We start from the raw sequence: 20917 nt of genomic DNA, 5'->3' as shown, positions 1-20917 counted from the left end.
AAACACAACAAGCGAATTGTGAAATAGGAGAGTGGTCGCAATGGTAAAATTCAGCTACTACGGTCATGCGGCTTTTTTGCTCGATGACGGAACACATAAGGTGCTCGTGGATCCATTCCTGACGGGAAATCCGATGGCGAGCATTGCGGCGAACGAGGTCGACTGTGACTTTATCCTCCTCACACACGCGCATGGGGATCATCTCGGCGATGCGCCTGCGATTGCGGTGCGCACGGGGGCGGCGATTGTCGCCATCCCCGAGGTGATCTCGGTCTGTGAGAGCCAGGCGTGTGCAGAGATTCAGTCGCATCCGATGAACATTGGCGGGTCGCTCAGTCTGCCGTTCGGCAAGGTGCGCATGACGTTTGCCCAGCACAGCGCGGGCGTTGCGGGCGGGATTGCGTGCGGCTTCGTCATCTACATCGGCGGCAAGGTCGTTTACTACGCCGGCGACACAGCACTCTTTAGCGATATGCAGCTGATTGGACGCAAGGACGCGATTGACTACGCAGTCCTCCCCATTGGCGATAACTATACGATGGGGCTTGAGGATGCGGCGATGGCGGCACAGTGGCTCAACGCAGGGCACGTCATCCCCATACACTATGACACGTGGCCGATCATTGCACAGGAAGTGAACCGCTACAAGGAGGTCACCGAGGCAATGACGCGTGCAAAGGTGAATGTCGTTGCACCCGGCGAAACGCTCGAACTTTGACCGCACATTCAAAAAGCCCGCTGCTCGTTCTCGTCGGACCAACGGCGGTCGGAAAGACGGAGCTTTCGCTGCAGCTTGCAGAGGAACTGGGGACGGACATCATCTCGGGCGACTCCATGTGCCTCTATCGCGGCTTTGACATCGGCAGCGCGAAGCCGACACGAGAGGAACGGGCGCGCGTCGCACATCATCTCGTGGATGTGTTGGCTGCAGAGGCGAGCTTCTCCGTGACGGAGTTTGTGGCACGCGTGAACGCTCTTGTGCGCACGCATGCGGCTGAGGGGCGGCTGCCGTTCGTCGTTGGCGGGACGGGGCTGTATATCAAGGCACTTGTCGAGGGGTATCATTTTAACGAAACGAGTGCGCACACATTGTTCCGCCGTGCGATGGAGGGGATTGCACGGCGGCGTGGAAATGTGCGCGTACATTCCTTTCTGGCGCATCGTGATTCGGCTGCAGCGGAACGGCTGCATGCGAACAATCTCAGACGTGTGATCCGCGCACTTGAGGTCGTCCGCTACGGTGCGGAGAGCATCTCGCAGGAGTGCGCACACGCGGGCGGTGAGAGTCCGTACGATGCCTTTGTCGTCGGATTCTCACGGGGACGTGCGCATCTCTATGAGCGGATCAATGCACGCGTGGAGGAGATGTTCGCAGCGGGACTGCCGGATGAGGTCGCGGGGCTTCTTGCGTGCGGGGTGAGCCGCGATGCACCGGCGATGAAGGGAATCGGCTACAGGGAAACGGCGGCCTATCTCGCAGGAGAGATGAGCCGCAGCGATGCGATCCGCGCCATTCAGACGGCGACGCGGCACTTCGCGAAGCGGCAGATGACGTGGTATCGCCGTATGTCCTACATTCGCTGGTATGATGCGGATACATTGACGGCATCCGAGCTCCTGCGTGCGATCCTTGTAGATGTGCGTGAATGGTTGGAGGAACGAGAAAGGAGCGCTCAGGCGTGACGGCAAAAATCATCAACTTGCAGGACAATTTTCTCAATCAGGTGCGTAAGGATGGTATTCCTGTGACGATCCATCTCGTGAACGGATTTCAGATCAAGGGAATCGTACGGGGCTTTGACAGCTTTGTCATCCTCGTGGATGCGATGGGGAAACAGCAGATGCTCTACAAGCACGCGATTTCCACGATTACACCTGCGCAGATGGTGAAAGTGCTGCCCGAGGAGTCCTGATGGCAGAAAAACAGTGCTGCTGCACCGAGTTCGGCGCGGCGGCTTTTTATTTGAGGAGACGATATGAAAATACGCGGATTTGAGATTGTTTCGATGTATCAGACGACGGGGATCCACCTGCCGGAGCGCAAGACGGGGGCGAGCACGGGCTACGACTTTGCAGCGGCAGAGATGGTGGAGATCGCGTCGGGAGAGTGTGCGCTCGTGCCGACGGGGGTCAAGGCGTATATGCAGCCCGATGAAGTGCTGCTCATCTATATCCGGTCGAGCACGGCACTCAGGAAGCGCCTCATGCTGATGAACAGTGTGGGCGTGATTGATGCGGACTACTATGGCAATGCGGAGAACGAAGGGCATATCTACATCCCGCTCTACAACTATGGGAAAGGTACGGTGCAAATCGCGGCGGGGGAGCGGATCGCGCAGGGGATTTTCACACGCTATCTCACGGTGGATGGAGATTCGGCAGGGCGCGGGCACGCGCGCGCAGGCGGGTTCGGCTCGACGGGTGCATGATGCTTTGACAGGAGAACAAAACTCATCTATAATGACGTGAAGCGGACTGGTTTTGTCGGGATTGGTGGGGAATGTCCACCCGTCTAGGAGATGCTATGAAGTTATCAACGAGGGGGCGCTACAGTGTGACGGCGCTCTATGAACTTGCCCTGCACTATGGAGAGAGGGTTGTGCCTCTCAAGGCGATTGCAAAGACGCAGGGGCTTTCGGAGAACTATCTTGAGCAGCTGATGTCGCCGCTGCGGCGTGCGGGGCTTGTGGAGAGCGTGCGCGGTGCGCAGGGAGGCTATACGCTTGCACTGCCCCCCGAGGAGGTGACAATCGGGCGGATCATCACGGCGGTGGAGGGACCGATTGCTCTCGTGGACTGCCTTTTGACGAGTGCGGAGGCGGATGATCAGAGCTGTGTGCGTGCGGGAAGCTGCGTGACGCGTCAGATCTGGGGAGAAGTCTGTGACAGCATCAACTCCGTGCTGAATAATATTTCGCTCGCTGATCTCGTGCAGCGCAATCGTGCCCGCGTGGGATGCAATCAGTGAAGCCGGTCTATCTTGACTATGCCGCGACGAGCCCGCTTGATCCGCGTGTCTGCGATGCGATGCAGCCGTATTTGACGTATGTGTATGGCAATCCGTCCAGTCTGCACGGCTTTGGTCAGGCTGCCCGCCGTGCGGTCATGCGTGCACGGGAGCAGACGGCTGCGCTCATCGGGGCGCAGCCGGATGAGATCTACTTTACGAGCGGTGGCACGGAGAGTGACAACTGGGCAGTCCGTGGGATTGCCGAGGAGCGCAGAGCGGCGGGGGGCGGTGCGCATATCGTGATCTCGGCGGTCGAGCATGCTGCCGTGCGTGCAACGTGCCGCTGTCTTGAACGCTGTGGATTTTCCGTCACCGAGGTTGCGGTCGACGGGCAGGGGCGTGTCGACCCCGCCGCTGTGGAGGCGGCGCTGCGTGCCGATACCGCGCTTGTCAGCATTATGACGGCGAACAATGAGGTCGGAACGCTTCAGCCGATTCAGGAGATCGGGGATCGTGTACGCGCGCATGGGATCCCGTTTCATACGGATGCGGTGCAGGCGGCTGGACATATTCCACTCGATGTGAATGCGCTGCAGGTGGATGCCCTTTCCTTCTCTGCGCATAAATTCTGCGGGCCCAAGGGCGTTGGTGCTCTCTATCTCCGGCGTGGGACGAAATGTGCGCCGCTTCTCTATGGCGGCGCACAGGAACGTGACAGCCGTGCGGGCACGGAGAATGTCGCGGCTCTTGTCGGCTGCGGTCACGCAGCGGAGCTTGCGCGTGCAGAGATGGCGGTGGAGGCGCAGCGTCTGCGCGATGATACGGAGCACCTTCGGACGATGCTCAGCGCGGTGGACGGCATCGCCTTTTATGGGGCGCAGACAGAGCGCCTCGCGGGGATTTTGAACTTCGGCATTGAGGGCTTTGGGCAGGACACACTTCTCATTCGGCTCGATCTCGCAGGATTTGCCGTTTCTGCGGGGAGTGCGTGCAGTGCGGGGGCGGCACACCCCTCTCACGTCCTGCGCGCGATGGGGCTTTCCGAGGCTGAGGCGCGCAGGGCGATACGCGTCAGCCTCGGTCGGTTTACAACACGGGCGGATGTGACCGCATTTGTCGATGCGCTGCGCCAAATCGCATCGGAACGCTGAAAACATTTGTCTTTGTAGAGTAGTTCATGTATAATGAGGGCAATGTATTCCGAAAGTGACAAAAGTCAGGGAGGGAGTCTCATGGTAGGGGACATCTTGCGAAGAGAGCGCGAGAAACAAGGGCTGACGATTGCCGATATCGAGCAAGGGACGAGTATTCGTGGGCTTTATATTGAGCACATCGAGCGCGGGAATATCAAGGAGCTGCCAGGGCTGGTCTATGCGAAGGGATTTGTTCGTAACTATGCAAAATTTCTGCGTCTGGACGCAGAACAGCTTGTGCAGCAGTTTGCAGAGGAGAATGGGAGCGCGCCCGTGCCGCCTCCGGTGGAGGTGGAAAGCCCTGCGCGGCGCATCTCCCTGAGCAATGTGGGGGACGAGTCCCTCTCGGAGATCTCCATCGGTCAGCAGAGCTCTTCATACGCGGGGATCTTTGGAAAACTCGCGGCGGGGATCGTCGTTCTGGCTGCGCTCGTGGGTGGGGGAGCAGCCGTTATCTCCGCGATCAATGCACCAGCACGCGAGGCTGTGCAGCCGCCCGTCAAGGCGGAGCAGCCCGCCGCAGCACCGGCTGCCGCACCTGCCAATCCGCCGGACACGCAGAAGAGCGCTGATGGGGTTCGTGTGAGTGTGACGCTGACGGAGCGCTGCTGGACGGAGGTCAGTGTTGACGGCAAGAGCGTCTTTGAGGGAATCATCGAGAAGGGCAAGACGGAGAACTGGCAGGGCAAGGAATCCGTCGTCATTCGTGCGGGCAATGCGGGCGCACTGGATGTGACACTCAATGGCAAGAAACTCGGCAAATTCGGTGACAACGGAGAAGTCCTCGAACGCCGCTTTACGAATACCACGAAGGACTTGAAGGATACGCTTCCTTCTGCGCGCGCCCAGGAACCCGCTGCAGCCTCTCCTGCGCCAGCACAGCCGGATTCGCCTGCGCAGGCGCAGGAGAGAAAGACACCCATCGCCGACACGAAGGATGCAAAGCCTGCAAGGAATATGGCGAATACGCAGTGATCCACGGCATACGAGGAAGGATGATGCACGATGAAATGTCCTTTTTGCAAGAAGCCGGACAGTCGGGTGATCGACTCGCGCGCCGCAGACGACGGAGCGACAATTCGCCGCAGGCGTGAGTGCAGCGAATGTGGACGGCGCTTTACAACTTATGAAGTGGTGGAGAAGCTGCCGCTTATGGTGGTGAAGCGTGATAATCGCCGCGAGCCGTTCAGCCGTGACAAACTCCTGACGGGAATCATCCGTTCCTGCGACAAGCGTGATATCTCAATGGAGCGGATCACAAATTTTGTCGCGGAGATCGAGCGGGATATCCGCAACCGGACGGAGCCGGAGGTGCCGTCCGAGAAGATTGGGGAGATCGTGATGGAGCGGCTGAAGGATTTCGACGAGGTCGCTTACATCCGCTTTGCCTCCGTCTATCGAAAATTTGATGACATCACGAATTTCATCGAGGAACTGGAAACACTCCGTGCACGTCGAGGAAAGGAGTAGGGGAAACGAAAGAGGTATGATTTGGATCATCGGCTGAAGAGCAGCTTGCAGGAACGCTGTGCAAATGAGCGCGGAGCCTATCGCTATCCGGCGGGAGGGCGCACGCGGTTTGCATTGGTCTATCCGAATACCTACTTTGTCGGGATGTCGAACCTCGGACTGCACATCATCTATGATCTTCTCAACCAGCGCACGGACACTGCGTGCGAGCGTTTCTTCCTGCCTGACCGCACGGAACTCCCGCGCTATGAGCGCACGCAGACGCCGATGATGAGCGTGGAGACGCAGACGCCTCTTGCGGACTTCGCCGTCATCGGTTTTGCCATTTCCTTTGAGATGGACTATTTCAACGTCGTCAAAATGCTTGCAATGAGTCACGTAAGACCTCTTGCCTCAGCACGTACGGCGCGTGATCCGCTTGTCGTTGCGGGCGGACCGTGTGCGACCTTTAACCCCGAGCCGCTTGCGGAAATTGTTGACGCATTTGTGATCGGGGAGGGCGAGGCAGTTATGCCTGCTCTGATGGATGCCTATCATGAGTGCGTTCGTCAGGGGCTGGATCGCTCGACGCTCCTTCGCCGCCTTGCGCACGTGCCCGGGGTCTATGTGCCCGCGTGCTACACACCCTCCTACGATGCAGAGGGGCGGCTCACGCGCCTTGTGCCGGAGGAAGGTGCCCCCCCTGTGGTCGCGCGGCAGTGGGTGGAGGATCTCGATGCCCACCCTGCCCACACGGTTGTTGTTACCGATGATACGGAGTTCAACTTCTACCTTATTGAAACGGCACGCGGCTGTGGAAGGCACTGCCGTTTCTGTATGGCAGGCTACTGCTTTCGCCGGCCGCGCAACCGTTCTCTCTCCGTGGTCGAGGCGGAGGTGCGCGCCGCACTTCCCTACGGAAAGAAAATCGGACTGATGGGGGCTGCGATCTCGGACTATCCGGAGATCGATGCGCTCTGCCGTTCCATTCTCGGTGAGGGGCTGTCCATGTCGGTCGCATCTTTCCGTGCGGATTCGGTGACACGGGAACTCGTTGAATCTCTCGCCGCGAGTGGGCTAAAGACGCTGACGCTTGCGCCCGAGGCAGGGAGTGCCCGCATGCGTGCTGTCATCAACAAGGGAATCGAGGAACATCACCTCTTCACGGCGATTGACCTCGGCGCAGCGGCGCATATTCCAAACTTCAAACTCTATATCATGGTGGGGCTGCCGTTTGAAGAGGATGCGGATATTGCCGCGATCATCGATCTCGCCGTGCGGCTGCGCGGCTATATGGATGAAAAGGGCAGCCGCGGCACACTGACGCTCAGTGTCAACCCGTTTGTGCCGAAGCCGTTCACACCGTTCCAGTGGATGCCAATGGCGGACAAGAGGCGTCTCGATGCAATCATGAAGATGCTCACGGGGGAACTGCGCCGCCATAAAAGAATCGTCGTCAACTTCGAGTCGCCGCGGGAGGCGCTCGTACAGGCGATCCTTGCGCGCGGCGACCGACGGCTGGCAGTGCCCCTTATGCGCGCTGCACAGGGACGTGGAGCAAAGGATCTCGTGGGGGAGATGCGTGCAGATGGGCTTTCCCCCGATGCCTATCTTGTGCGGGCATGGGAGGCAGACGATCTCCTCCCGTGGGAGCATCTGGACATGGGCTTTACGAAACACTATCTGCGGCAGGAGTATGAACGAGCAGCGGCACTCAAACAGACCCTCGGCTGCTTTGACGGCTGTACGCGCTGCGGTGTATGCAGGGCGAAGGAAGAAAGGATCAGCGTATGAGTTTTGTACTGCGCCATACAGGCGGCAATCTGTGGAGCGGCAGTCTCTCCATCTTCCCCGAAGACAGGCTCGTGCATGGCTTCTCGGCGCGGCAGGGCGGCGTGAGTGCAGCGCCCTTTGATACCCTCAATATGGCGCTGCATGTCGGCGATGATCCCGCGCACGTATGGGAGAATCGGCGGCGTTATTTTGCCGCGCTCGGACTCGATGCGGCGCAGATCTGCACGATACGTCAGGTGCATGGCACGGAGATTGTGCGCGCCTTTCGGCGGGATGCGGGACGCGGGGCGCGTGACTATGCCGATGCCCTTGCGGATGCGGATGCGCTCATCACGAATGACAGCGGTGTTGCGCTCATGCTCTGCTATGCGGACTGTGTTCCCGTCCTGTTCTATGACCCCGTGCACAACGCGGCTGGCGTCGTCCACGCAGGGTGGAAGGGGACGGTGCAGAGGATTGCAGCAAAGACGCTCGCACGCATGGGCGAGGAGTTTGGAACAGATGCCGCGGATGTGCTGGCGGGGATCGGTCCCTCGATCGGAGCTGGCTGCTATGCCGTTGGCGCGGATGTCGCGGCGCACTTTCGTGCGGCGTTCCCCGCTGATGCAGATGAAATTGTGCAGGAGCGGGACGGCAAAATCCATCTCGATCTCTGGGCGGCGAACTGCATACAGCTCATGGAGGCAGGGATCTCCAAGCAGAATATTGATCGTGCGGATATATGCACTTCCTGTGATCGAAATTTCTTTTATTCCTATCGTGCCGCAGACGGCAGGACGGGACGACTTGCGGCGGTGATGGAACTAAGATGAATCAAGATACAATGATCGAAGCACACATTCAAGATGTTCGTACGCGCATTGCGGCGGCGCGTGCACGGCGCACGCAAGTCTCAAAGGATGCGCCTGTGGAACTGATTGCCGTAACCAAGAACCACCCTGTAGAGGCGATGCAGGAGGCCATCGATGCGGGAATCATGAACATCGGGGAGAACCGCGTGCAGGAGGCAATCGCAAAGGCAGAAACATTGGAACGCGAGGTAAAATGGCACCTCATTGGACATTTGCAGACCAATAAGGTGAAGCACGCCGTGCGGCAGTTCGATCTGATTCACTCCGTGGATTCCCTGCACCTAGCGCAGGAGATCGACAAGGCGGCGGCGAAGTTTGGCAAGGTGCAGAACATCCTCATACAGATCAATCTGGCACGTGAGGCGAGCAAATCCGGGATCGACCGCACAGAACTGGATGCGATGCTTGCAGCGATTGATGACCTGCGCTGTGTTCGCTTGCAGGGTTTTATGTGCATTGCGCCGAATTATGACGATGTGGAGGAGTGCAGACCGCTCTTCCGTACAATGTATGAAATCTTTCAGCAGGTAAAGGCGGCAGAACCGCGCACGGCGGATATTCGCTATCTCTCGATGGGGATGACCCATGATTATGAGATTGCGGTCGAGGAGGGGGCGAATCTCGTGCGGGTCGGAACAGCGATTTTTGGCGCACGTGTGTATAACGCTCTAGGAGTGTGAGGGATCAGTGAGTATCTTTAAGAAAGTATCGAAGTTCATCGGCGTCACAGCGGAGGATGAGATGGAGGACGATGAGATTCACGAGGAGGAAAAGAAGAGTGCTCCCGTGACGGAGATCGGCACGCGCACCGGTCGACGTGCAGAGACCGGTGCAAACGCATCTTCCTTTCCGGACTTCTCTGCTTCTTTGGGCGGAACGGGCAATGCAGCGATTGACAATGTGGTCGCAGCATACCGCATGAATGTGATCGTCATCGAGCCGCAGTCGTTTGACGATGCGCAGCAGGTGGCATCCAATCTCCAGAAGAAAAAACCCGTTGTGCTCAACTTTGAGAAAACGGAGAAGTCTGTAGCGAGCCGCATCATCGACTTTATCAGCGGCACAACGTACGCACTGAATGGTGATATCAAGAAGATCAGCAACAACGTCTTTCTCTGTGCGCCGAACAATGTCAATGTCAGCTACTCTGAGGATGGGCATCGCCTTGGCGACGATATGCCCTTTCCCAATCGGTGACACCCATGCAGGGGGCTGTTCAGATTGGCATCATCGGCGGAGGTGCAATGGCAGAGGCTCTGGTCGCAGGGCTGCTCCATGCGGGTACGGTGCCGCCGTCCCACATCTCTGTATCAGAGCACAAGGCAATGCGCTGCGATGAACTCGTGCGCAAATACGGTATACGTGCGCAAGTAGGGGCAGAATCCTTTCTGCCCCGTATTGATCTGCTCATTCTCGCCATCAAGCCCGCAGCGGCTGCAGCCGCCATGCGGGAGACGGCACCGCACCTCAAGCGGGGCGCACTTGTCCTCTCCATCGTCGCGGGGCTTCCGATCCATGCAATCGAGGCGGCATATCCGCATCAGCCCGTCATCCGCGCGATGCCGAATACACCGCTTGCCGTGGGGGCAGGTATGTCCGCCTATGCGTGCGGGACACATGCGGACGAAACGGCTGCCGAACGGGCTGAGATGGTGCTCGGTGCGGCGGGGCGCACGGTGCGTGTACACGAGGGCGACCTTGATGCCGTGACGGGACTCTCGGGCAGCGGCCCTGCGTATACATTCCTCGTGATGGAGGCGCTCGTTGAGGGCGGCGTTGCGGCGGGGCTGAAACGCGAGACGGCAGCGCTCCTTGCTGCGCAGACCCTGCTGGGGGCTGCGCAGATGGTACTCACGGCAGCATGTTCGCCCGCCGATCTCAGGGCGGCGGTGACCAGCCCTGCGGGAACGACGGCGGCGGGGCTGCGTGTCATGGAACGCGCAGGTGTGCGCTCCGCACTGATCGAGGCAGTTCTTGCAGCGACGGAGCGTTCAAGAGAATTGGGGAGAAAATAATGGCAGAGCAGCAGAGGGAGCGGATACTCCGCTTTTATCGCGGCAGCGAGGGCGAGGAGACGGCAATGCGCCTTCTCGATCTGGCAGAGGCAGTGATGAAGACAGCAAGGTTTCGGATCAGTCCCTTTCTCGACCCCTACGGGCAGGAGATTGCAGAGACGATCTGTGCGAACTGCGATGGGATTCAGCTCGACTTTGACGGAGGCTATGTGGGCGCAGAGCGTCAGCGTGCCATGCTGCGCCATCGGGATTTTGCGGGCACGCCGGACGGCTTTTCCATTGCCTGTGTGGAGGCAGCGTGGAACGGACAGTTTGCACGGCTCACGCACCGCGATGTGCTTGGTGCCGTCATGGGGCTTGGCATTGAGCGCGAGCTGATCGGGGATATCCTGCCCGCAGCCGATACGGCAAAGATTATCTGCGATGCAAAGATTGCGGATTTCATCGTGAACAATCTGACCATGATCGGTGCGGTCGGTGTCAAGACCGTGCGCGGCGATGTGGCAGATATCGCACCGCGTGAGGAACGGACGAAGGAGATCCGTGCGACGGTCGCTTCACTGCGCCTTGACTCCATTGTCGCAGCAGGCTTTGGGATCTCGCGCAGCCGTGCGGCAGACGATATTGCGGCGGACAAGGTGAAGCTCAACTGGCAGAGTGCGGCGAGTGCTTCCAAAACGATCAAGGAGGGGGATGTCCTCTCCATGCGCGGGCGCGGACGGGTCGAGGTGACAGAGGTGCGCGGACAGACGAAGAAGGGACGCACGGTCGTTGTGCTGAATCGATTCTTTTGAGGAAGGGCGGGGCAGAATGTTGACACCGATGGATATTCACGCGAAAGAATTTGGCAAGAGCTTTCGCGGCTTTGACGAGAACGAGGTCAACGAGTTTCTCAACGAAGTGATGAAAGCGTACGCAACGGTACTGGATGAGCGCGATCAACTCCGCGCGGAACTTGCACGGGAACAGGAAACGGTTGACGAGTTTCGGCGGATCGAGCAAAGTATGCGGGAGACGCTCATTGTCGCCCAGAAGACTGCCGAGGATGTCATGGAGAGTGCCAAGAAAAATGCCGATCATACGTTGGAGTTGGCGGCAAAAGAGGCACAGAATATGCGGCGTGAGGCGACGCTTCAGGCAAAGGCACAGCTGGACGATGCTGCGGACAGGGTGCGTGTCATCGTTGCGGAGTACGAGCGTCTCGTGCGTGAGAAGCACCAATTCCTGCGCCGGATGAAGGGGAATGTGCAGGCGGAACTCGCGCTCATCGAGGACGCGATTGCAGAGATGCCCGATATGGTGGCTGAAAAGAAGGAAACAAGCCGTACGGTGGCTGAGCAGCATGAGGACGAGGAGGACGTTTGAGAGCGATGAGCGGACGCGTGAAAGCCGCATTTTCTTTTTTAGGCATAGTACTGGTGGATCAACTCGTAAAATACTGTGTAGAGCTGACGATGCTGCCGGGGGAGTCGATCCCCGTTGCAGACCCTTTTTTTCATATCACCTTCGTGCTCAATCCGGGTGCGGCGTTTGGAATATTTCGCGGTCAGCAGTGGCTTTTCCTCGTCACGGCAGCCGTATTTGCCGTTGCTTTTCTTGCGTTCTATGAGCGGCTGCGCCGCAGCGGCACACTCATTCACTACGGCAGCGTCGCACTCGCGGCGGGGGCTGTAAGCAATCTGATCGACCGCATTCGACTCGGGCACGTGGTGGACTTTTTTGACTTCCGCGTGTGGCCTGTGTTCAATGTGGCGGATATCGCCATTGTCCTCGGGACAGCAGCCGTTCTTTGGGCGCTCTTTGTCCAGAAAAAGGAGCTTCTCTCATGAGCGAAACCTACATCTCCGACCGGGTGGATGAGCGCTTGGATCGCTTTCTCGCGCGAAAGCAGCCCGATCTCTCGCGCAGCTACATCCAACGCCTCATTGAGGCGTCCCTGGTCACGGTGGATGGGGCGGTACGCAAGGCAAACTATAAGCTGCGCGGCGGCGAGAAAATTATTTGTACCGTACCGCCTGCCGAGGAGATTGCGATTCGTGCAGAGGAAATCCCCCTCGATATCCTGTATGAAGATGAGGATATGATCGTCGTCAACAAGGCGCGCGGCATGGTGGTTCATCCTGCTGCGGGCGTTACAACGGGGACGCTGGTCAACGCGCTGCTCTGGCACTGTCAGGATCTCTCAGGCATCAACGGTGCTCTGCGCCCCGGCATCGTGCACCGCCTCGACAAGGATACCTCGGGGGTCATGGTTGCGGCGAAAAATGATATGGCGCATCACTTTCTCGCACAGCAGATCCGTATGAAGGATGCGCACCGTGAATACCGCGCTATTGTGCATGGCAACATCGTCCCGCGCGCGGGCGTCATCACCGGCGATATTGGGCGTCACCCGACGGAGCGTAAGAAGATGGCGATTGTGCGCGAGAACGGAAAGCCCGCGACCACGCATTTCGAGGTGCTTGAACGCTTTGGCGACTATACCTTCATCGCCTGCCGTCTTGAGACGGGGCGTACGCATCAGATCCGCGTCCATTTGACGAGCATCGGTCATCCGCTCGTCGGCGATACGAAGTATACGGCGAAGAAGAACCCCTTTGCCATTACGGGGCAGGCGCTGCACTCGCTGACACTCAGCCTTGCGCACCCGCGCACGAGGGCGGAGATGGTGTTTACGGCACCTCTTCCGGCGGATATGGAGGAGATCCTGCGCATACTGCGCACGAGTTCATAAGGAGATGACGACATGACGGAGTTTCGCGAAAAGGCAGTTCTCATGGATGAGGCGGGCATTCGGCGTGCGCTCATGCGTATTGCCCATGAGATTGTAGAGAAGAACAAGGGCACGGAGCATCTGGTGCTCGTCGGAATCCGCTCGCGTGGTGTGCCGCTTGCCGCACGCATCGCCGAGGAGATCGCACGGATTGAGCAGCGCGATCTGCCGCGCGGCGTCCTCGATATCACACTCTACCGCGATGATCTCAATGAGCTTTCCTACCAGCCGATTGTGCACCCCACGGAAATGCCGCTGGATATCACGGGCAAGACCATCGTACTTGTGGACGACGTGCTGTATACGGGACGTACGATCCGTGCGGCGATGAACGCACTCCTCGACATTGGGCGGCCGCGCATGATCCAGCTTGCCGTCCTCATCGACCGTGGGCATCGGGAGCTGCCCATTCGTGCGGACTACGTCGGCAAGAATGTCCCGACCGCAGCGCTCGAAGACGTGTCCGTCCTGCTCCACGATACCGATGCGGAAGAAAAGGTCGTCATTCGTGAGCGTGTCTGAGAGAAGGAGAGGGGCTGTCGTACGAAGTTTTTTAGCTTCGTGCAACAGCCCGTTTTTTGTTACTTGACGGCAGTTTTGCAATAGAGGTATAATCTAAGGAAGCACAGATCATTTATCAGTGCTTCCTTAGATTATACGCTTATGCGTATGGGAGAGTCTGAAAAGTCCTTTGAAGGTGACGGAGCAATCGTATGATTTTTTACGGCGATAAGCAAAAGTCCATGTTGGATGAGGAACAGGCAGTATCGGATGAACTGGAGGCGGAGGAGCTCGATACGGGAGAGGAAGAACCGGACGAGTCCACGACAGAGAGCAGCGTCTATGACGGTTACAGCGATGAGGATTTGCTTGCCCATATTCGAGCCAATGAGGGCGATGAGGCACTCGACTATCTCATCAACAAGTACCGTAACTTTGTGCGCTCCAAAGCGCGCTCGTACTTTCTCATCGGCGCTGACCGCGAGGATATCGTACAGGAAGGCATGATCGGTTTTTTCAAGGCGATTCGCGACTACCGTGAGGACAAGCTTTCCTCCTTCCGCGCCTTCGCCGAGCTTTGCGTGACGCGGCAAATCATCACGGCGATCAAGACGGCGACACGGCAGAAGCACATACCGCTGAACTCCTACGTCTCGCTCAACAAGCCGATCTACGATGAGGATTCCGACCGCACCTTGCTTGACGTTCTCTCGGGTGCACGCATCAGTGACCCCGAGGAACTCGTCATCAGCCGTGAGGAGTTTGTGGACATCGAGCAGAAGATGGAGGAGATCCTGAGCGATCTTGAGTGGCGCGTACTCATGAGCTATCTCGACGGCAAGTCGTATCAGGAGATCGCCGTTGACCTGCATCGCCAGGTAAAATCCATCGACAATGCGCTGCAGCGCGTCAAGCGCAAGCTGGAAAAATACATGGAGTCGCGCGGGGACGATCTCGACATCGGCACCGTCTATCGCGGACTCACGACGATCAACCGCAGCGTGCGGACAACGGAGGAAGAGTAGCGGTCGAGTGGGGGCGTGCTTCCTAGCTCATCAAATGATTGACAATAATCGGATAACGATGTATTATGTTAGGTGTACAACTGAATCAATGGGAAACAGGTGCGGCGCAAATGCGCATGCTTAATAGAGAAGCCGGATGAGCCGGCGCGGTCCCGCCACTGTGAGGGGAGCAAACCTGCATTGTGTCACTGGGAGGGATATCCTCATGGGAAGGCGCAGGGGAGTGATGAACCGAGTCAGGAGAACTGCCTGTTTGACAATCCACCGTGTGCCGAGGGCACAGACCTGCGAGCGACAGGAAGGGGATTCGTGGAGAGGACTTCACGAGGCTTTCTTGTTGCGCAGGAAGGCCTTTTTTATAATCATTTTGGGAGGAATTCGGATGAAACATTGGAAGAAAATGCTGGTCGCTTCGCTTGCGTGCTCTGCGGTTCTGGGCTTTTCCTACAGCCCTGCGGAGGCTTCGTACGAGCTGAACCCCGAGGTAAAGACGGTTACGCCGGCACTCATGGAGGCATCGGAAATCGGCGTTCTGAAGTATGAGAATCCCGAGATGCGGAACTACACGAACAAGGATGCCATTGTTGTGACCAGCTTCGGCACGACATTCAAGGAGACGCGCGAGAAGACGATCGAGGCGACGGTGCGCGATATCAAGGCGGCAAATCCGGGCGTGAAGGTCGTGACCGCATTCACCTCCCATATCATCATCGACCGCATTGAAAAGAACGAGGGAGTGAAGTACCCGACGCCCGAGGAGGCACTGACGCAGCTCAAGGCGGATGGGTATTCCCGCGTGGCGCTCGTTTCGCTCGATGTCATCCCCGGCATGGAGTATGCCTATGTCAGAGGCGTGTTCCACGGCTACAAGAACCAGTTCAAGACGATGACCTGCGGCACGTCCCTCATGTACTGGCAGGGACAGGAGGAGCAGCCGGACGATATCACCGAGTTCATTCAGGCCGTTTCCAGCCAGTTCCCGAAGATGGGGAAGGACGAGGCGCTGCTGCTCATGGCACATGGCACGCCGCATATCTCGAATGCGTACTATGCTGTGATTCAGGCGAAGCTCGATGCGCTCGGCTACAAGAACGTCTATGTCTATACGGTCGAGGGCTGGCCGAGCCTTGAGGATGTCATTCCGAAGCTCAAGGCGAACAAGATCAAGCGCGTGACGCTCATGCCAATCATGATGGTGGCGGGTGACCATGCCAACAACGATATGGCGGGCAGCGAGCCGGATTCGCACAAGAGCATTCTTGAGAGCGAGGGCTACAAGGTCAACGCGTATCTCCATGGTCTTGGCGAAAACGAGATGATCCGTGACATGTATGTGGAGCGCGCCAACGACGCATGGGCTGCGCTGCAGGGCGATAAGGGCGCGGACGCAGATCATATCAAAATGATGAAGTAAGGCGCATATATCCGCCCTTTGTATGATGAGGGGGCTGTCGCAGGAGTGTTTGCTTCTGCGGCAGCCCCTTTTCTTTGCGGAGATACCCTGCTATAATATGTGCAGAAGCGAAGGGATCCGCACATGAAGGAGCGTACGGCAATGAAGATTGCAGTTGTTGGGACAGGGATGATTGCGCGTGAGGCACTCACTGCTCTGCGTCAGGTGGAGGGCGTCGAGATCGCAGCGATCTGTGCGCGTCCGCATAGCCGGGAGAAGGCGCTGGCACTCGCACAGGAGTTCGGCATAGCGCAGGTGGCGACGGACTATGGGGCAATGCTCGCGGCACATGAGGCGGATTTCGTTTACCTCGGCATCGTTAACAGTGCCCATTTTGACTACGCGCGGCAGGCGATTAAGGCAGGCTGGCACGTCATTGTGGAAAAACCCTTTGCCTCGACGCTTGCAGAAGCAGAGGAGCTGATCGCACGCGCGTGTGCGGCACACACGTATCTTTTTGAGGCGGTAACACCTCTTTTTTTGCCCAACTATCTGGGGATCTTGGAAGCGCTCCCGCGCCTCGGCCTGATCCGTCTTGTGCAGGCAAATTTCTCACAGTATTCGAGCCGCTATGAACGCTATCTTGCACGCGATGTTGCGCCCGCATTCGATCCCGCCCTCTCGGGCGGTGCCCTCTACGACCTGAATGTTTACAATCTCGAACTCATCGTTTCTCTCTTTGGGCGCCCACGGTCTGCCTCGTACGTGCCGAACATCGGCTTTAACGGCATCGACACCTCGGGGATTCTGACACTGCGCTATGATGGATTTGCTGCGACGGCGGCGGCGGCGAAGGACAGTTCCAGTCCCTCCTTCTTTATGATACAGGGGGAGGCAGGCTGGATCCGCGTCGATGGCACACCGAACGAGCTTCCGTCCTTTACGGTCGGTCTGCGCGGCAGAGAACCGGAAACGTACGCGCTGAATCGTCATGAGCACCGTATGGTACACGAATTTGAGGCGATGCGGGACATCTTTGCACGCGCGGACTATGCGTGCGTGGAGGAGGGGCTTCGCACGTCGCGCACAGTGATGGCGGTGATGGAGAAGGCGCGTCTTATGGCAGGAATTCAGTTTCGGGCGGACTAGGCAGAATGGAACACATGATGATCGAGATGGAAGATCTCGTCAAGAAATTTCCGCATACGGATGCGGCACAGAAAAAAACATGGAAGACGGCGGTGAACGGGGTCTGCCTCTCCGTGCAGCGCGGTGAGGTGTTCGGACTCTTGGGACCCAACGGTGCGGGAAAGACAACGATCATCCGTATGCTTACGATGCAGACGCGGCCGACGAGCGGCACAATTCGTATCGATGGACGGGACATTCGTGCGGATGAACGAGGAATCAAGGCGCTGATCGGCGTTGTTCCGCAGCATGTCAATTTTGACCAGGAACTTACGGTTTGGGACAATATGGAGCTGCATGCACGTCTCTACCGTATGGGACGCGCAGAGCGCGTGGCTCGCATTGAGGAACTGCTTGCAGAGATGGAGCTGGCAGAGGTGCGCAACGATGGAGTACGCCGCCTCTCGGGCGGCATGAAGCGACGGCTGCTCATTGCGCGCGCACTGATTCACCGCCCACAGGTACTCTTCCTTGACGAGCCGACGGTGGCACTCGACCCGCAGATTCGACGGCATATATGGGATCTTGTGCGCGAGATTGCGCGAAGCGGGGTGACGGTTCTCCTCACGACGCATTACATCGAGGAGGCAGAGGCGCTCTGCGACCGTGTGTCCATCATCAACAAGGGCGCGCTCCTTGATGTGCAGACGCCGCGTGCATTTTGCAGGAAGCTCGGTGAATATGCCGTAGAATGGGACGGAGCGGCTGGTCGTGCCTATCGCTTCTTTCATACGCGGGCGGAGGCACGTGCCCACGCGCGGAGCATCGAGGAGGATCTGCAGCGCGTCCTTTTGCGTCCGACCAACCTAGAGGATGTCTTTATCGAGATGACGGGGCGAAAGGAGGGACTCTGATGCTGCATGATGTATGGACGGTGTTCTGGCGTGACTGGGTTGTGCTGCGCCGCCGTCTGACGAAGTATGTGCTGAGCCGTATGGTTTCACCGCTGATGTTCCTCATCGCGTTCGGCTGGGGACTCGGACGCAGCATCGATGTGGGGACGGGCTCCTATCTGGACTTTCTCGTGCCGGGACTCCTCGCGATGAACTCCATGAACATCAGCTTCAACAGTATTATCTCCGTGCACGCCGAGCGCATTTATCACAAGAGCCTCGAGGAGTACCTGATTGCGCCGATTCGCCCTGATGCCTTCGTCATCGGCAAGGTTGCGGGTGCGGTTGTGCGCGGACTGATCTCCTCGGCGATCATCATCGCGCTCAGTGTTCTCTTCGGTGCACATTTTACGATTACGCCGCTCTTCCTTCTCGTACTCGTACTGAACTGCATGATCTTTGCGGAGATCGGCTTTCTTGCGGCGATGTATATCTCTACATACGAGGAGATGAGTCAGGTCAACCTCTACGTACTGCTTCCCATGTCGTTTCTCTGCGGGACATTCTTCTCGACAGCGGCACTGCCAGACCTCATGCGGTGGATCGTAGAGGTACTGCCGCTGACGCACACGAGTCATCTTCTGCGCAGCATTGGCATGACCGGAGAGTTTTCCGTGCTCTCGCTTGTGGTGGTTATTGCGTATGCCGTATGCGGCATTGCGGCGGGGACGTGGAAGTTTCGTAGATTGACGGATTAAAGGATCACCATGCTCAGGCACATCTTTCATCACAAGGGGGCAGCGGAGGGCTGCGCGCACTTCTGCTGTACCAAAATCGAAGACTTCGGCGTTTCCTTCGGAACGTTTGAGGTCTTTTCGCATGTCAACCTGCATTTTCACTGCGGGGAACTGACCGCCATCATCGGACCCAACGGTGCGGGCAAGAGTACGCTCCTGCGCGCCATCCTCGGCGAGACAAAGCACACCGGCGATCTGCGTTTTGTCGATGCGGACGACCGGCGTACGGGACATCCCGTCATTGGGTATGTGCCGCAGTATCTGCGCCTCGATGTGAGTGCGCCGACGACGGTCATGGATCTCTTTATGGCGTGTCTTACCGCGCGTCCCGTCTGGCTCTTTCCTGCGCGGGGCTATCGTGCGCGCGTGCGTGCGGGGCTGACACGCGTGCGTGCGGAGCATCTCATTGACCGCCGTCTCGGCGCACTCTCGGGCGGGGAGCTGCAGCGCGTGCTGCTCGCGCTTGCGCTCGATCCCATGCCGAACCTCCTGCTCCTCGATGAGCCGGTCTCGGGCGTCGATCAAAGCGGTCTTGCACTCTTCTACGATATCGTCAGTGGGCTGCGCACCAAGGAGGATCTGGCGATCCTCCTGATCTCCCACGATCTCGGCATGGTTGCGCGCCATGCAGACAAGGTAGTGCTGATGGATCACGGGATTGCTGCGGCGGGAAGTGTGATGGAGGTATTCTCCGACCCGCAGATGGAGCGCCTCTTTGGCATTCTGCCCGATCTGCGTCATTTACCGGAAGCGGCAGAGGAAGGGGGCGCACATGGATCTGATCTATGACGGAATGGATATGCTTCTGCCATTTGCGTGGGTGGAGTATACATTCATGAAGAACGCTCTCCTTGCAATACTCCTCATGACGCCGCTCTTCGGGCTGCTCTCCACGATGGTGGTCTCAAGCCGCATGGCGTTCTTTTCGGACTCGCTCGGGCACGGCGCGTTCACGGGCATTGCCGTCGGTGCGCTTGTGGGGATGGCTTCACCGCTGACCTCGCTGATCCTCTTCTCGATCGTCTTTGCGCTCCTCATCACCTACATCAAGCACCGGACGGCAGCGTCGGCGGATACGGTGATCGGCGTATTCTCCTCGACGGCGATTGCCGTTGGCCTTATGATTATGAGCCGTGGCGGAGGGTTTTCAAAATTCTCGCCGCTGCTCATCGGTGACATCCTGAGCATTACCCCCGCCGATCTTGCGGGACTGGCTGCGGTTAACGTCTTTGTTTTCATCGGTTGGGTGCTTCTCTTCAACCGCTTGCTCCTGCTCTCGGTCAACCCCTCGCTCGCGCGCAGCCGCGGCATTTCCATCTTTGCTGTGGAATCTCTTTTTGCTGTTCTGCTTGCCGTCGTCGTTGCCGTGAGCATCCAGTGGGTCGGCATCCTCATCATCAACGCACTGCTTGTACTGCCGGGGGCAGCTGCGCGCAACATCGCACGCAGCGTAAAGGAGTATCACCTCATCTCCGTCCTGATCGCGCTCTTTGCCGGACTGATCGGACTCTTTTCCGCCTATTACCTCGGTATTGCGGCAGGCGCTGCAATCGTCGCGGCGGCGGCATTCATCTTCTTCGTCTCTCTCTCTCTGCGTTCGCATTTTCGGCGCTGATGTCCCGGCTAGAACCCTGTCTTTTTTCACCGAACTATGCTACAATGACAGAGGCGTATTATGTAAAGGAGGCAGCTGTCATGAACATTACGATTGGAAGCGACCATGGTGCAGTGGAGCTCAAGGATGAGGTCAAGATGGTGCTCCACGAGTTCAGCGATGTGCGCGTCAAGGATGTCGGTACATTTGGCAAAGAGGCGGTTGACTATCCGGATATCGCAGAGAAGGTTTGCGCCGATGTTGTCTCAGGCAAAGCGGATCGCGGCATTGTGCTCTGCGGCACAGGACTCGGCATCTCGATTGCAGCGAACAAGATTCACGGCATTCGTGCCGCACTCTGCGGCGATGTCTATACGGCGATCATGGCGCGGAAACACAACGATGCAAATGTGCTCGCTCTCGGCGGACGCGTCACGGGCTTCGGTCCTGCGGGTGAGATTGTGCGCGCGTGGATTCGCACGGAGTTCGAGGGCGGACGCCATGCCCGCCGCATCGAGAAGATGATGGCACTTGAGCAGCAGAAAAATGATTAAGGAGAGT

At 58.1% G+C, this 20917-nt stretch carries 26 protein-coding genes and 1 riboswitch; all 26 genes read left to right on the top strand.

All coding sequences use genetic code 11. The annotated features are described in order from the left end of the window. Positions 1–40: 40 nt before the first annotated feature. The 26 genes from C8273_RS07335 (at position 41) to rpiB (ending at position 20910) form a co-directional block, all read left to right on the top strand. Positions 41–718 carry a metal-dependent hydrolase gene (locus tag C8273_RS07335; RefSeq protein ID WP_106627090.1) on the top strand — a complete coding sequence of 226 codons (678 nt, stop codon included), beginning with the start codon at positions 41–43 and terminating at the stop codon, positions 716–718. Beyond that, positions 715–1683 (top strand): tRNA (adenosine(37)-N6)-dimethylallyltransferase MiaA, encoded by a 969-nt coding sequence (miaA, locus tag C8273_RS07330; protein ID WP_106627089.1) that lies wholly within the window; start codon positions 715–717, stop codon positions 1681–1683. The genes C8273_RS07335 and miaA overlap by 4 nt, the downstream gene beginning before the upstream one ends. Beyond that, positions 1680–1913, top strand: coding sequence for an RNA chaperone Hfq (hfq, locus tag C8273_RS07325; RefSeq protein WP_106627088.1), 234 nt, complete (start codon positions 1680–1682; stop codon positions 1911–1913). The genes miaA and hfq overlap by 4 nt, the downstream gene beginning before the upstream one ends. A gap of 63 nt (positions 1914–1976) precedes the next feature. Beyond that, positions 1977–2429 (top strand): dCTP deaminase/dUTPase family protein, encoded by a 453-nt coding sequence (locus tag C8273_RS07320; protein WP_106627087.1) that lies wholly within the window; start codon positions 1977–1979, stop codon positions 2427–2429. A 95-nt stretch (positions 2430–2524) separates the two neighbouring features. After that, positions 2525–2968 (top strand): RrF2 family transcriptional regulator, encoded by a 444-nt coding sequence (locus C8273_RS07315; RefSeq protein WP_106627086.1) that lies wholly within the window; start codon positions 2525–2527, stop codon positions 2966–2968. Then, positions 2956–4101, top strand: coding sequence for a cysteine desulfurase family protein (locus C8273_RS07310; protein WP_106627085.1), 1146 nt, complete (start codon positions 2956–2958; stop codon positions 4099–4101). The genes C8273_RS07315 and C8273_RS07310 overlap by 13 nt, the downstream gene beginning before the upstream one ends. 81 nt (positions 4102–4182) lie before the next feature. After that, a complete protein-coding gene (locus C8273_RS07305) occupies positions 4183–5118 on the top strand; it encodes a helix-turn-helix domain-containing protein (protein WP_106627084.1) in 936 nt (311 codons plus the stop codon). A 30-nt stretch (positions 5119–5148) separates the two neighbouring features. Further along, positions 5149–5613 (top strand): transcriptional regulator NrdR, encoded by a 465-nt coding sequence (nrdR, locus tag C8273_RS07300; protein ID WP_106627083.1) that lies wholly within the window; start codon positions 5149–5151, stop codon positions 5611–5613. 21 nt (positions 5614–5634) lie between these two features. After that, a complete protein-coding gene (locus tag C8273_RS07295; protein ID WP_106627082.1) occupies positions 5635–7386 on the top strand; it encodes a radical SAM protein in 1752 nt (583 codons plus the stop codon). Next, positions 7383–8198 carry a peptidoglycan editing factor PgeF gene (gene pgeF / locus C8273_RS07290; RefSeq protein WP_106627081.1) on the top strand — a complete coding sequence of 272 codons (816 nt, stop codon included), beginning with the start codon at positions 7383–7385 and terminating at the stop codon, positions 8196–8198. Before C8273_RS07295 ends, pgeF begins: the two co-directional genes overlap by 4 nt. After that, a complete protein-coding gene (locus tag C8273_RS07285) occupies positions 8195–8917 on the top strand; it encodes a YggS family pyridoxal phosphate-dependent enzyme (RefSeq protein ID WP_106627080.1) in 723 nt (240 codons plus the stop codon). Before pgeF ends, C8273_RS07285 begins: the two co-directional genes overlap by 4 nt. A 7-nt stretch (positions 8918–8924) precedes the next feature. Further along, a complete protein-coding gene (locus C8273_RS07280) occupies positions 8925–9434 on the top strand; it encodes a cell division protein SepF (protein WP_106627079.1) in 510 nt (169 codons plus the stop codon). 5 nt (positions 9435–9439) lie between these two features. Next, positions 9440–10252 (top strand): pyrroline-5-carboxylate reductase, encoded by an 813-nt coding sequence (proC, locus tag C8273_RS07275; protein ID WP_106627078.1) that lies wholly within the window; start codon positions 9440–9442, stop codon positions 10250–10252. Beyond that, entirely contained in the window at positions 10252–11046 is a 795-nt protein-coding gene (locus tag C8273_RS07270; RefSeq protein ID WP_106627077.1) for a YlmH family RNA-binding protein, read from the top strand. The genes proC and C8273_RS07270 overlap by 1 nt, the downstream gene beginning before the upstream one ends. A gap of 16 nt (positions 11047–11062) precedes the next feature. Then, positions 11063–11617 carry a DivIVA domain-containing protein gene (locus C8273_RS07265; protein ID WP_199821023.1) on the top strand — a complete coding sequence of 185 codons (555 nt, stop codon included), beginning with the start codon at positions 11063–11065 and terminating at the stop codon, positions 11615–11617. A gap of 5 nt (positions 11618–11622) precedes the next feature. Next, a complete protein-coding gene (gene lspA / locus C8273_RS07260) occupies positions 11623–12081 on the top strand; it encodes a signal peptidase II (protein ID WP_106627076.1) in 459 nt (152 codons plus the stop codon). Continuing rightward, the gene (locus C8273_RS07255) at positions 12078–12986 is read left to right on the top strand and encodes an RluA family pseudouridine synthase (protein WP_106627075.1); all 909 of its coding nucleotides are present in this window, start codon (positions 12078–12080) and stop codon (positions 12984–12986) included. Before lspA ends, C8273_RS07255 begins: the two co-directional genes overlap by 4 nt. A gap of 12 nt (positions 12987–12998) precedes the next feature. Further along, the gene (gene pyrR / locus C8273_RS07250; protein ID WP_106627074.1) at positions 12999–13547 is read left to right on the top strand and encodes a bifunctional pyr operon transcriptional regulator/uracil phosphoribosyltransferase PyrR; all 549 of its coding nucleotides are present in this window, start codon (positions 12999–13001) and stop codon (positions 13545–13547) included. Between the two features lie 191 nt (positions 13548–13738). Continuing rightward, positions 13739–14551, top strand: a complete 813-nt coding sequence (gene sigH, locus C8273_RS07245; RefSeq protein ID WP_106627073.1) for an RNA polymerase sporulation sigma factor SigH — start codon at positions 13739–13741, stop codon at positions 14549–14551. Positions 14552–14631: 80 nt separating this feature from the next. Continuing rightward, positions 14632–14818: riboswitch (cobalamin riboswitch) on the top strand. 115 nt (positions 14819–14933) lie between these two features. Next, positions 14934–15965: a sirohydrochlorin cobaltochelatase gene (locus tag C8273_RS07240; protein WP_106627072.1), complete on the top strand. Its 1032-nt coding sequence runs from the start codon at positions 14934–14936 to the stop codon at positions 15963–15965. A 141-nt stretch (positions 15966–16106) separates the two neighbouring features. Further along, complete coding sequence (locus tag C8273_RS07235; RefSeq protein ID WP_106627305.1) at positions 16107–17093, top strand: Gfo/Idh/MocA family protein; 987 nt, start codon at positions 16107–16109, stop codon at positions 17091–17093. Positions 17094–17098: 5 nt separating this feature from the next. Further along, positions 17099–17986 carry an ABC transporter ATP-binding protein gene (locus C8273_RS07230; RefSeq protein WP_106627071.1) on the top strand — a complete coding sequence of 296 codons (888 nt, stop codon included), beginning with the start codon at positions 17099–17101 and terminating at the stop codon, positions 17984–17986. Beyond that, complete coding sequence (locus tag C8273_RS07225; RefSeq protein WP_106627070.1) at positions 17986–18723, top strand: ABC transporter permease; 738 nt, start codon at positions 17986–17988, stop codon at positions 18721–18723. The genes C8273_RS07230 and C8273_RS07225 overlap by 1 nt, the downstream gene beginning before the upstream one ends. Before the next feature lie 9 nt (positions 18724–18732). Further along, positions 18733–19551, top strand: a complete 819-nt coding sequence (locus C8273_RS07220; protein WP_106627069.1) for a metal ABC transporter ATP-binding protein — start codon at positions 18733–18735, stop codon at positions 19549–19551. Beyond that, positions 19535–20377, top strand: coding sequence for a metal ABC transporter permease (locus tag C8273_RS07215; RefSeq protein WP_106627068.1), 843 nt, complete (start codon positions 19535–19537; stop codon positions 20375–20377). Before C8273_RS07220 ends, C8273_RS07215 begins: the two co-directional genes overlap by 17 nt. A gap of 80 nt (positions 20378–20457) precedes the next feature. After that, a complete protein-coding gene (gene rpiB, locus C8273_RS07210) occupies positions 20458–20910 on the top strand; it encodes a ribose 5-phosphate isomerase B (RefSeq protein ID WP_106627067.1) in 453 nt (150 codons plus the stop codon). Positions 20911–20917 lie beyond the last annotated feature (7 nt).

Origin of the sequence: Candidatus Centipeda massiliensis (genome assembly GCF_900290285.1) — a bacterium.
Lineage (GTDB): Bacteria > Bacillota > Negativicutes > Selenomonadales > Selenomonadaceae > Centipeda > Centipeda massiliensis.
This window is presented reverse-complemented; position numbering and strand designations above follow the sequence as displayed.

Coding starts and splice junctions, on each gene's coding strand:
- C8273_RS07310 (WP_106627085.1), top strand. CDS start 2,956: ATGCAATCAGTGAAGCCGGTCTATCTTGACTATGCCGCGACGAGCCCG.
- C8273_RS07265 (WP_199821023.1), top strand. CDS start 11,063: ATGTTGACACCGATGGATATTCACGCGAAAGAATTTGGCAAGAGCTTT.
- C8273_RS07255 (WP_106627075.1), top strand. CDS start 12,078: ATGAGCGAAACCTACATCTCCGACCGGGTGGATGAGCGCTTGGATCGC.
- C8273_RS07225 (WP_106627070.1), top strand. CDS start 17,986: ATGCTGCATGATGTATGGACGGTGTTCTGGCGTGACTGGGTTGTGCTG.
- C8273_RS07230 (WP_106627071.1), top strand. CDS start 17,099: ATGGAACACATGATGATCGAGATGGAAGATCTCGTCAAGAAATTTCCG.
- C8273_RS07240 (WP_106627072.1), top strand. CDS start 14,934: ATGAAACATTGGAAGAAAATGCTGGTCGCTTCGCTTGCGTGCTCTGCG.
- pyrR (WP_106627074.1), top strand. CDS start 12,999: ATGACGGAGTTTCGCGAAAAGGCAGTTCTCATGGATGAGGCGGGCATT.
- C8273_RS07320 (WP_106627087.1), top strand. CDS start 1,977: ATGAAAATACGCGGATTTGAGATTGTTTCGATGTATCAGACGACGGGG.
- proC (WP_106627078.1), top strand. CDS start 9,440: ATGCAGGGGGCTGTTCAGATTGGCATCATCGGCGGAGGTGCAATGGCA.
- sigH (WP_106627073.1), top strand. CDS start 13,739: ATGATTTTTTACGGCGATAAGCAAAAGTCCATGTTGGATGAGGAACAG.
- C8273_RS07215 (WP_106627068.1), top strand. CDS start 19,535: ATGGATCTGATCTATGACGGAATGGATATGCTTCTGCCATTTGCGTGG.
- C8273_RS07235 (WP_106627305.1), top strand. CDS start 16,107: ATGAAGATTGCAGTTGTTGGGACAGGGATGATTGCGCGTGAGGCACTC.
- C8273_RS07270 (WP_106627077.1), top strand. CDS start 10,252: ATGGCAGAGCAGCAGAGGGAGCGGATACTCCGCTTTTATCGCGGCAGC.
- C8273_RS07335 (WP_106627090.1), top strand. CDS start 41: ATGGTAAAATTCAGCTACTACGGTCATGCGGCTTTTTTGCTCGATGAC.
- C8273_RS07315 (WP_106627086.1), top strand. CDS start 2,525: ATGAAGTTATCAACGAGGGGGCGCTACAGTGTGACGGCGCTCTATGAA.
- C8273_RS07305 (WP_106627084.1), top strand. CDS start 4,183: ATGGTAGGGGACATCTTGCGAAGAGAGCGCGAGAAACAAGGGCTGACG.
- pgeF (WP_106627081.1), top strand. CDS start 7,383: ATGAGTTTTGTACTGCGCCATACAGGCGGCAATCTGTGGAGCGGCAGT.
- C8273_RS07220 (WP_106627069.1), top strand. CDS start 18,733: ATGCTCAGGCACATCTTTCATCACAAGGGGGCAGCGGAGGGCTGCGCG.
- C8273_RS07285 (WP_106627080.1), top strand. CDS start 8,195: ATGAATCAAGATACAATGATCGAAGCACACATTCAAGATGTTCGTACG.
- nrdR (WP_106627083.1), top strand. CDS start 5,149: ATGAAATGTCCTTTTTGCAAGAAGCCGGACAGTCGGGTGATCGACTCG.
- lspA (WP_106627076.1), top strand. CDS start 11,623: ATGAGCGGACGCGTGAAAGCCGCATTTTCTTTTTTAGGCATAGTACTG.
- rpiB (WP_106627067.1), top strand. CDS start 20,458: ATGAACATTACGATTGGAAGCGACCATGGTGCAGTGGAGCTCAAGGAT.